Annotated in this window: 7 protein-coding genes and 1 pseudogene; 6 read left to right on the top strand and 2 right to left on the bottom strand. The window is 65.8% G+C overall.

Annotation, left to right across the window (positions count from 1 at the left end; all coding sequences use genetic code 11):
- Positions 1-377: 377 nt before the first annotated feature.
- The 6 genes and pseudogenes from ASG60_RS22860 to ASG60_RS14070 all read left to right on the top strand — a co-directional run bounded on the left by ASG60_RS22860 (position 378) and on the right by ASG60_RS14070 (position 3,952).
- Positions 378-752 carry a hypothetical protein gene (locus ASG60_RS22860; protein WP_156398914.1) on the top strand — a complete coding sequence of 125 codons (375 nt, stop codon included), beginning with the start codon at positions 378-380 and terminating at the stop codon, positions 750-752.
- Positions 753-758: 6 nt separating this feature from the next.
- Entirely contained in the window at positions 759-1,280 is a 522-nt protein-coding gene (locus ASG60_RS22125; RefSeq protein WP_082531764.1) for a type VI immunity family protein, read from the top strand.
- 27 nt (positions 1,281-1,307) lie between these two features.
- A complete protein-coding gene (locus tag ASG60_RS22855) occupies positions 1,308-1,454 on the top strand; it encodes a hypothetical protein (protein ID WP_156398913.1) in 147 nt (48 codons plus the stop codon).
- Between the two features lie 205 nt (positions 1,455-1,659).
- Positions 1,660-1,830: pseudogene (locus ASG60_RS23520) on the top strand (integrase core domain-containing protein); the annotation flags it as partial.
- Between the two features lie 247 nt (positions 1,831-2,077).
- Positions 2,078-2,311 carry a hypothetical protein gene (locus ASG60_RS14075; RefSeq protein ID WP_056386252.1) on the top strand — a complete coding sequence of 78 codons (234 nt, stop codon included), beginning with the start codon at positions 2,078-2,080 and terminating at the stop codon, positions 2,309-2,311.
- A 165-nt stretch (positions 2,312-2,476) separates the two neighbouring features.
- Positions 2,477-3,952, top strand: a complete 1,476-nt coding sequence (locus ASG60_RS14070; RefSeq protein ID WP_056386250.1) for a protein adenylyltransferase SelO — start codon at positions 2,477-2,479, stop codon at positions 3,950-3,952.
- A gap of 19 nt (positions 3,953-3,971) precedes the next feature.
- Here the strand turns inward: ASG60_RS14070 and ASG60_RS14065 are convergent, their stop codons facing one another.
- Both ASG60_RS14065 and ASG60_RS14060 read right to left on the bottom strand, forming a co-directional pair.
- Positions 3,972-5,405: a carotenoid oxygenase family protein gene (locus ASG60_RS14065; RefSeq protein WP_056386248.1), complete on the bottom strand. Its 1,434-nt coding sequence runs from the start codon at positions 5,403-5,405 to the stop codon at positions 3,972-3,974.
- Between the two features lie 269 nt (positions 5,406-5,674).
- Positions 5,675-6,928 (bottom strand): glutamate carboxypeptidase, encoded by a 1,254-nt coding sequence (locus ASG60_RS14060; protein WP_056386246.1) that lies wholly within the window; start codon positions 6,926-6,928, stop codon positions 5,675-5,677.
- Between the last annotated feature and the right edge of the window lie 450 nt (positions 6,929-7,378).

Below are 7,378 nucleotides of genomic sequence, written 5' to 3'. Positions count from 1 at the left end.
CGCCGCGGGGCTCGGCCCTGGTGCCGGCCCCCGACCCGATCGTCGACTACGGCGACCATTTCGACGGCTACGCGTCCTCGGTGCGGCTCACCGCGCAGCCGGACCGCGCCGGGCATGCCCTCGACGGCTCCGGTGGTGCGCGGGGCTCCTCGGCCTGACGTGTCGTGGTGGCAGGGTGGGCGCCTGAGCGAACTCTGGGAAATGAAATTCACAAGGGCTGGAGGTGGTGTGGATGGCAAGACAGATGCTCAGGAGCGAGGCTATTACAAAGATATCGCAAAAGATCAAAGCCATACCGGCGAAAAGTTGGTCAAAGTCAAATAAATAAATGTTGCGGAAGATTGTAATTGCAGCAACATAAATAAAGGAACAGAAACTTGACGGAGGTTCCAGATTATATTCGTTGGCAAACCCAGCGCGACCCGTCTCAAATTGAAACACAACTGGTTTATCGGTCAAAAAAGCTCAATAAAATCGTTTCACGTGTAGGCGGAATGATATCGTTATATTTTCTGGATGGGCACAGGCCCGACCGCCGGCAAAACATTTTATGCATATTAGAGGAATACATAGAACTATTTGAAAAGAAGATTACTCACTTTAAGGAGGCTGGAAGTCGTTCGTATAAAAAAATGAATCCTACCGAGCTTAGAAAGTATTGTAGTAAATTTATCAATTCTGGAAACACAGAGGATTTTTACTGCTCAATTATCAATTTTGATTCCCGTGAAGAAGACGATCCTTCCCTCTGAAGAGGAATCGCATTTGGCTTCGATCAAGAAAATACTACTCGCCGGCTGTCAGGTATCAAGTTTCATTTCCCGCCCTCGTTCATCCTAGACGATCCGGATCGTTTCGTCAGTCTCATCTGCGACTGGGCCGGAAGATTGGGGGTCTTACATGGCTCTGGAGGACTTGGAGTCTTAACCGAGCCGGGTCGTGAGACGGTTGGCAAGGTCTACTACTATCCCCTGATGCAGCGCTATCCCGCCCTCGAATACGACGCGATGGGCGACTACTGGTCAGAGACGCGGTTCGGCGGCTACGAGGTGCCTCGCGCCTCGAACTGGCTCACGCTGCTGGGGGGTGTGCTGATCCGGGCCGGGCAGGCGCCGGTCGTGGACAGCAACGGCATCGGCGGCATCCCGCAGGCCTATCGGGATGCCGCCCGAATCATCAAACCGATCCGCTTTGAAGGATACGAGTACGGTATCATCGAAGTTCCGGAAGAGAAGGACGATCTCGAAGAGACGCTAAAGTGGGTCCGCCGTTTCGACTGACGGTCGAACGGGCGCGAGGGACAGAGGATGTCGCGTCCCGATCCCTGGACCACGAATCGCCCGCTGGAGGGCGGCCGGGGGTTCCTCACTTGGCGCGCCGGCTTCCCCTGGGCCGAGCGCCTGTCGCTGTCGATCCTGGAGGCCAGCGCGAGGCCCCATGAGACGGCGCTATGAGCGACGGTCCGCCCTCGACCACGCTGGGGACGATCTCGGTCTATGGCTCGGGGCCGGTCTCCAACTCTGCCCTCACTCAGGAGCTGGGGGGGGCATCAAACGCGCTCCTGACGACAACGGCATCCAGTTGGCCGAGCTGCCCAGGAACCGTCGCGGCCCGACCGCTCTTTACCGCGTCAACCGCTTCGATCGGATCGGCCGGGCGCACAACATCGAACATCGGCTCACGAAGCCAAATCACGCGTGGACCAGTGGCCAGGTCGAGCGCATGAACAGAACCCTCAAGGAAGCGACGGTCAAGCACTGCCACTTCGACAGCCACGATCAGCTGCGGAACCACTTCGCCGCCTTTCTGAATGCCTACAACTTCGCTCGCTTGCCCATGTGATGCGAGGCCAGCGTGCCCACCACCATTCCATCCTGGCGCGAGGGTGAGGCGAAAGCCTCGCCGTTCTTCGTTTCGGATGTCGCGAACGGCGATTTTGTATTCCGATCAAGCATCCCCAATCATTGATTTTATCGATAGCAGCTATCGATCTTATCTGTTTGAATGATGGTGCGGTGCGAAGCATATTCCTCTCACGAACCGGGGCAGGCCCCGGACCACCAGAGGAATCGACATCATGACCGTTCGTACCTTCGTCCTTGCTGCCTTCGTGTCCGTCACTCTGGCGCCCGTGACTCTGGCGGGCACCGCGATCGCCGACGAGCGCATCAACATCACCCCGACGCTCTACCGTGAGCAGGCGCGTGCCACCGCCGCGGTGCGGCCGGCTTCCGAGCTGACGACCACGCCCTCGCTGACCCCGCGGGCGCCGACGGCCCGGCGCGTCGTCGCTGACGCCTCGGCCCGCTGAAGCAGCCTCGTGCCTCGTGGTTCTGGAACACTTCGATCACAGCGTAACGGCGGGGCGAAAGTCCCGCCGTTTTGGCGTCGCGGCTGCGTTTTGTGTCCTGCACGACGTCCCAAAGAACGGCGGAAGACGCTTGTCCGCGAGCGCGATCGTCCATAGCTCCCGACCATGACTGCGATCCCGTTCGACAACAGCTATGTCCGCTTGCCGGACCGCTTCTTCGCCCGCCGTGCCCCGACGCCCGTCGCGGCCCCGCGCCTGATCCACTTGAACCGCGCGCTGGCGGCGAACCTCGGCATCGATCCGGATTGGCTCGCGGGTCCCGACGGGGTGGCGATGCTTGCCGGAAACAGCGTCCCGGAGGGCGCCGCCCCGATCGCGACGGCCTATGCCGGGCACCAGTTCGGCAACTTCGTGCCGCAGCTCGGCGATGGGCGCGCCGTCCTGCTCGGCGAGGTCGTCGACCGTGACGGGCGCCGCCGCGACATCCAGCTCAAGGGTGCCGGCCCGACCCCGTTCTCCCGCCGCGGCGACGGGCGGGCGGCGCTCGGGCCGGTGTTGCGCGAGTACCTCGTGAGCGAGGCCATGGCTGCGCTCGGGATCCCCACCACCCGCGCACTGGCGGCGGTCGCCACCGGTGAGCGCGTCGTGCGCGAGACCCGGCTGCCCGGGGCGGTGCTCGCCCGCGTGGCGGCCAGCCACATCCGGGTCGGCACCTTCCAATACTTCGCCGCCCGCGGCGACACGGAGGCGGTGCGGGCGCTCGCCGACCACGCCCTTGCCCGGCACTATCCTGAGGCGTCCTCCGCGGGCCACCCCTATCGGGCGCTGCTCGACGTCGTCGTCGCCCGCCAAGCGGACCTCGTGGCGGCGTGGCTCCTGGTCGGCTTCGTCCATGGGGTGATGAACACCGACAACATGTCGGTGGCCGGCGAGACCATCGACTACGGCCCCTGCGCCTTCCTCGACGCCTACGACCCGCGCACGCGCTTCAGCTCGATCGATGCGCATGGGCGCTACGCCTACGGCCAGCAGCCGGGGATCGCCCTGTGGAACCTGACCCGCCTGGCCGAGACCTTGCTGCCGCTCCTCGCCGATGACGAGGCGGCGGCGGTGGAGGCGGCCGAGGCGGCGCTGGGTGGGTTCGGCCCGCGCTTCGAGGCCGCTTATCACGGGGGTCTCGCCCGCAAGCTCGGACTGTCCGGGGACCGGGACGGCGACACCGCCCTCACGGACGATCTGCTGGAGCGGATGGCGGCGAACCGAGCGGACTTCACCCTGACCTTCCGCCGCTTGTGCGACGCGGCTGAGCGACCGGAAGCGGACGCCGGAGTGCGTGACCTGTTCGTCGACCCGACCGCGTACGACGCCTGGGCGGTGCGCTGGCGGGGCCGGCTGGTGGCGGGAGGACGAGCCCCCGCAGCGACGGCGACGGCGATGCGCGCGGTCAATCCGGCCTTCATCCCACGCAACCACAACGTCGAGGCGATGGTCGCGGCTGCGGTCGAGCACGACGACTTCGGCCCGTTCGAGGAGCTGTCGGCGGTGCTGGCGCGGCCCTACGACGACCAGCCTGCCCAGGCCCGCTACGCCGACGCCCCCGAGGGCGGCGGCGCGGACTACCGTACGTTCTGCGGGACGTGACCGCGCGCCGCCGTCCGAATCATCCGGCCCTCGGACTCGGAAACCAGTTCCCGTGGAAGCCCGGCGGGATCCGGTGCCCGAGGTGGACCGTGGCGACGGGCGGTGCCTCGAACGCGCGCGCATCGAGGACGGTGAAGTCCGTCGTGTCGCTTGCCGTGTCGATGACGAGGCCAACGAGCCAGCCCTCGTCCTCACCAGCCTCCGGCCTCGCCGGAACGAACACGAACTCCCCCGGGACGCGGTCGGCGCCGAACTCGTGCACGCGCCGCTCCCCCGTCGCCAAGTCGTGCTTGTAGATCTGCGTCGCGCCAACGAGCTGCGTGTTGCCGTCGGCCGGGACTGAACCCGTATAGACGTACCGGTGGGGCCGCCCGAAGCGGCGTTCGTCGATCCGGGGGAACTCCTGCGCCGCGGGGTCGATCACCCGCCGGTCGACCCGCCCCGTCGCGGGGTCGGCGGTCCAGCGCTCTAGCCGGCCCGGCGCGTCGAGGCCGCCGCCGGCCGAGTCGAACACCATGTCGTAAGCGACGACGTCGAGGACCACCCGCCCGTCGTCGTCGTAGGCATTGGCGACGTGGAAGACGAAACACGGCGAGACCGCGCACCAGACGATGTCGGCGGCGGTGCCGTGGCGAGGGAGCAGGCCGACGCGGGCGCGGTGGGCGGGGTTCCAGCGGAACGGGAAGCGGTGCCCGGCCAGCACCGCCCGCATGGAGAAGGTGACGGGCAGATCCAGCACGACCACGAAGCGCGCCGTGATCGCGCAGTCGTGGATGCACGGGCCGTGGTCGACCGGGATCGACACGTCGCGCACGACCCGGCCGCCGGGCGAGAGGACGACGTGGCGCACGCTGTCCCAGACGCGGCCGTCATAGGCGATTGCGTGGAGCTCTCCGGTCTCCGGGGCACGGTGCGGGTGACCGCTGAAGGAGCCGATGAGCGTGCCGTCGAACGGATCGTAGCGCTGCGTCTCGAGGTCCTTGGATAGCGCAACGGGGTAGCTGCCGGCCTCCACCACGGCGAAGGCGCGGCCGCCGATCTCGACGACGTTGGTGTTGACGGTGTCGTCGCCACGGCGCGGCCCTGCAGCAGCGGGCCGGCCGAGCGCTGCGGACGCCGCGCGCGAACCGATCCATCGGTTTCGGTACCACAGCGCCTTGCCGCCCTCGATGCACAAGCCGTGCACCATGCCGTCGCCCAGGAACCAGTCGTGGCCGCGCGTCGTCGGGCGGGCGGGGTTGGCACCCATCTTGAGGTAGCGCCCGTCGAGCCCTGCCGGGATCGTTCCGGTCACGGGTAGATCCAGCAGCGTCAGTTCCTCACGCATCGGCGTGTGGACGCCGACCACGAACGGGTGCTGCGTTCCCGGCAGACGGAGCCGGTTGCAGGCTGCCACCAGCGCGACGAGGCCCTCGGCGGCGGTGCGCAGGATCGACTCGACAGGATTCGGCATCGGTTGCGGTCTCGGGGAGATGCGTTCGGACCGAAATGGCCAGCTGTGGTCGTCGCGGCAACAGCCGTGGCCGTCGTTCCGATCATGCTCCCCTCGTCACCGCACCTTGCAGGACGATGACGCCTGTCCGAATGTAGGATGCTGCATACCAGGGCTTGGTCCCGCCGAGGGCCTCGCGCCAAGGCCCCTCTGCCAACGAGCTCGCTCCTCCGTGAACCTCGATCGCCTTTGCGCTGAACCGGTGAGCACTTCGATCGCGACATCCCAGATTAACGGCCAGCGTCCTTCGACACCTCCATCAGGAGGCGGGTCGCGAGGTAGAGCCGCGGCGTGATGCTGGCGAGGACCGCGAATTCGTCGGCGCTGTGATAGTGCCCGCCGACGATGCCGAGCGACTCGATGATGGCGGGTTTTGTCGGGCTATCGAGTTGGAAAGCATAGCCCGCATCGGTACCGCCACCGATCTCGGCGAGGGAAAGATCGGCGCCCAACTCTGCGTAGATGGTCCGCGCGCGTTCGCCGAGCGCCTGGGTCGCCGGGTTTCGGGGCAGCGGTGGGCGGCCTTTGGCGAGATCGAAGGTGACCTGCGTGTCGGGAACGCGGTGGGCGCCGATGATCCTGCGTGCCGTCGTCAGCACTCGGTCGTACTCGCTTGGTACGAAGTAGCGCATGTCGCCCTCCGCCTTCGCCTCCTCCGGGATGATGTTCGGTTTGGTGCCGCCATGAAACACGGTCCAGTGCAGGCTGGTCCCTTTCGCCGGGTCGCCGAGATCCTGAAGCTGGAGGATCTGGTGGGCGAGCTCGACGACCGCGTTGCGGCCCGCTTCCGGCACCCCGCCGGCATGGGCGGCGCGACCTTTCACGGTGAGGCTCGCGTAGTTGATGCCTTTGGTCGCCACGGTGACGGCGTCGACGCCGGCCTCGGCGAAGGACGGTTCGAAGGACAGAACCACGTCCTGATCACGGGCGATTTTCGTGATTTCGTCGCGCGACCCGCGTGAGCCGCGTTCCTCGTCGGGGTTGAGCACCACCGTGAGGGTGCCGTACCCATCGAAACGCAGCGCTTCCAGTCCGGCGAGGACATGCAGAATCATTGCGATGCCGCCCTTCGCATCGGCGACGCCGGGACCATACGCGCGGCCGTCGCGCTCCGTATAGGGGCGCTTGGCGGCGTCACCGGTGCCGAACACGGTGTCGTAGTGCACCAGCAGCATGATCCTGCGCGTGCCCTTGCCCGATCTCGTGCCGATCAAGGTATTACCGCCGAACACGGGGGCGGCTCGGGTGTCGACCGAGAGGCCCAACGCTTCGAGACGCGCCGTCAGGATCCCCTCCACCTTGGAGAGGCCGGACACGTCGCCGGTTCCGGAATCGACGTCGACCAACCCCTTCAAGGTCTCGCGATACGGACCGTCCTGGGCTTTGGCCACTGCAAGAACGGCATCGTCCGGCGCAGACAGGGCCGGGACGGACGCCAGGGCGATCAACAACGCCAGTGCGAATGAAGAGACGGTTGCGCGCATGACGGTCCTGATGATTGGCGCATCGACGCAGCGATTCACGTTTCACTGAACGCGCCGGTTACGGATTTCCGAGGCCTTACGTACCAGTGCCCCCAAAATGCCGAGGTCGCAATTCGGCGCCCGGATCGTGCGGCTTACACGTGCGGCTGCCCATTCGAGACGGCGGTCGGCGGTGCTGCGGTCGGCGGACACGTTCTCGAATGGATCACCACTCATTCTCTGCGAGCGGACGCTTGTCGAAACAGCTTCGATGGAGTTCAGCCTGGATCGAAAACAGGTCCTTCGGAGTGTCGAAGGTGCCCCTGCCGGATCACTCCGCCGGATCCCGCCGCGCTGACGTGACTGGCTGGCTTTGGACCGGGCTGATTGAGAGGATCAGCCAGGACCGAAGGAGCTGGACATGCGGCGAGGTCAGAAGACGGGTGCGGAGCAGGTGGTGCTGAAGCTTCG

Origin of the sequence: Methylobacterium sp. Leaf469 (assembly GCF_001424745.1) — a bacterium.
Classification (GTDB): Bacteria; Pseudomonadota; Alphaproteobacteria; order Rhizobiales; family Beijerinckiaceae; genus Methylobacterium.
Note: the sequence above shows the minus strand (reverse complement) of the source record. Positions and strands in the feature narration are given on the sequence as shown.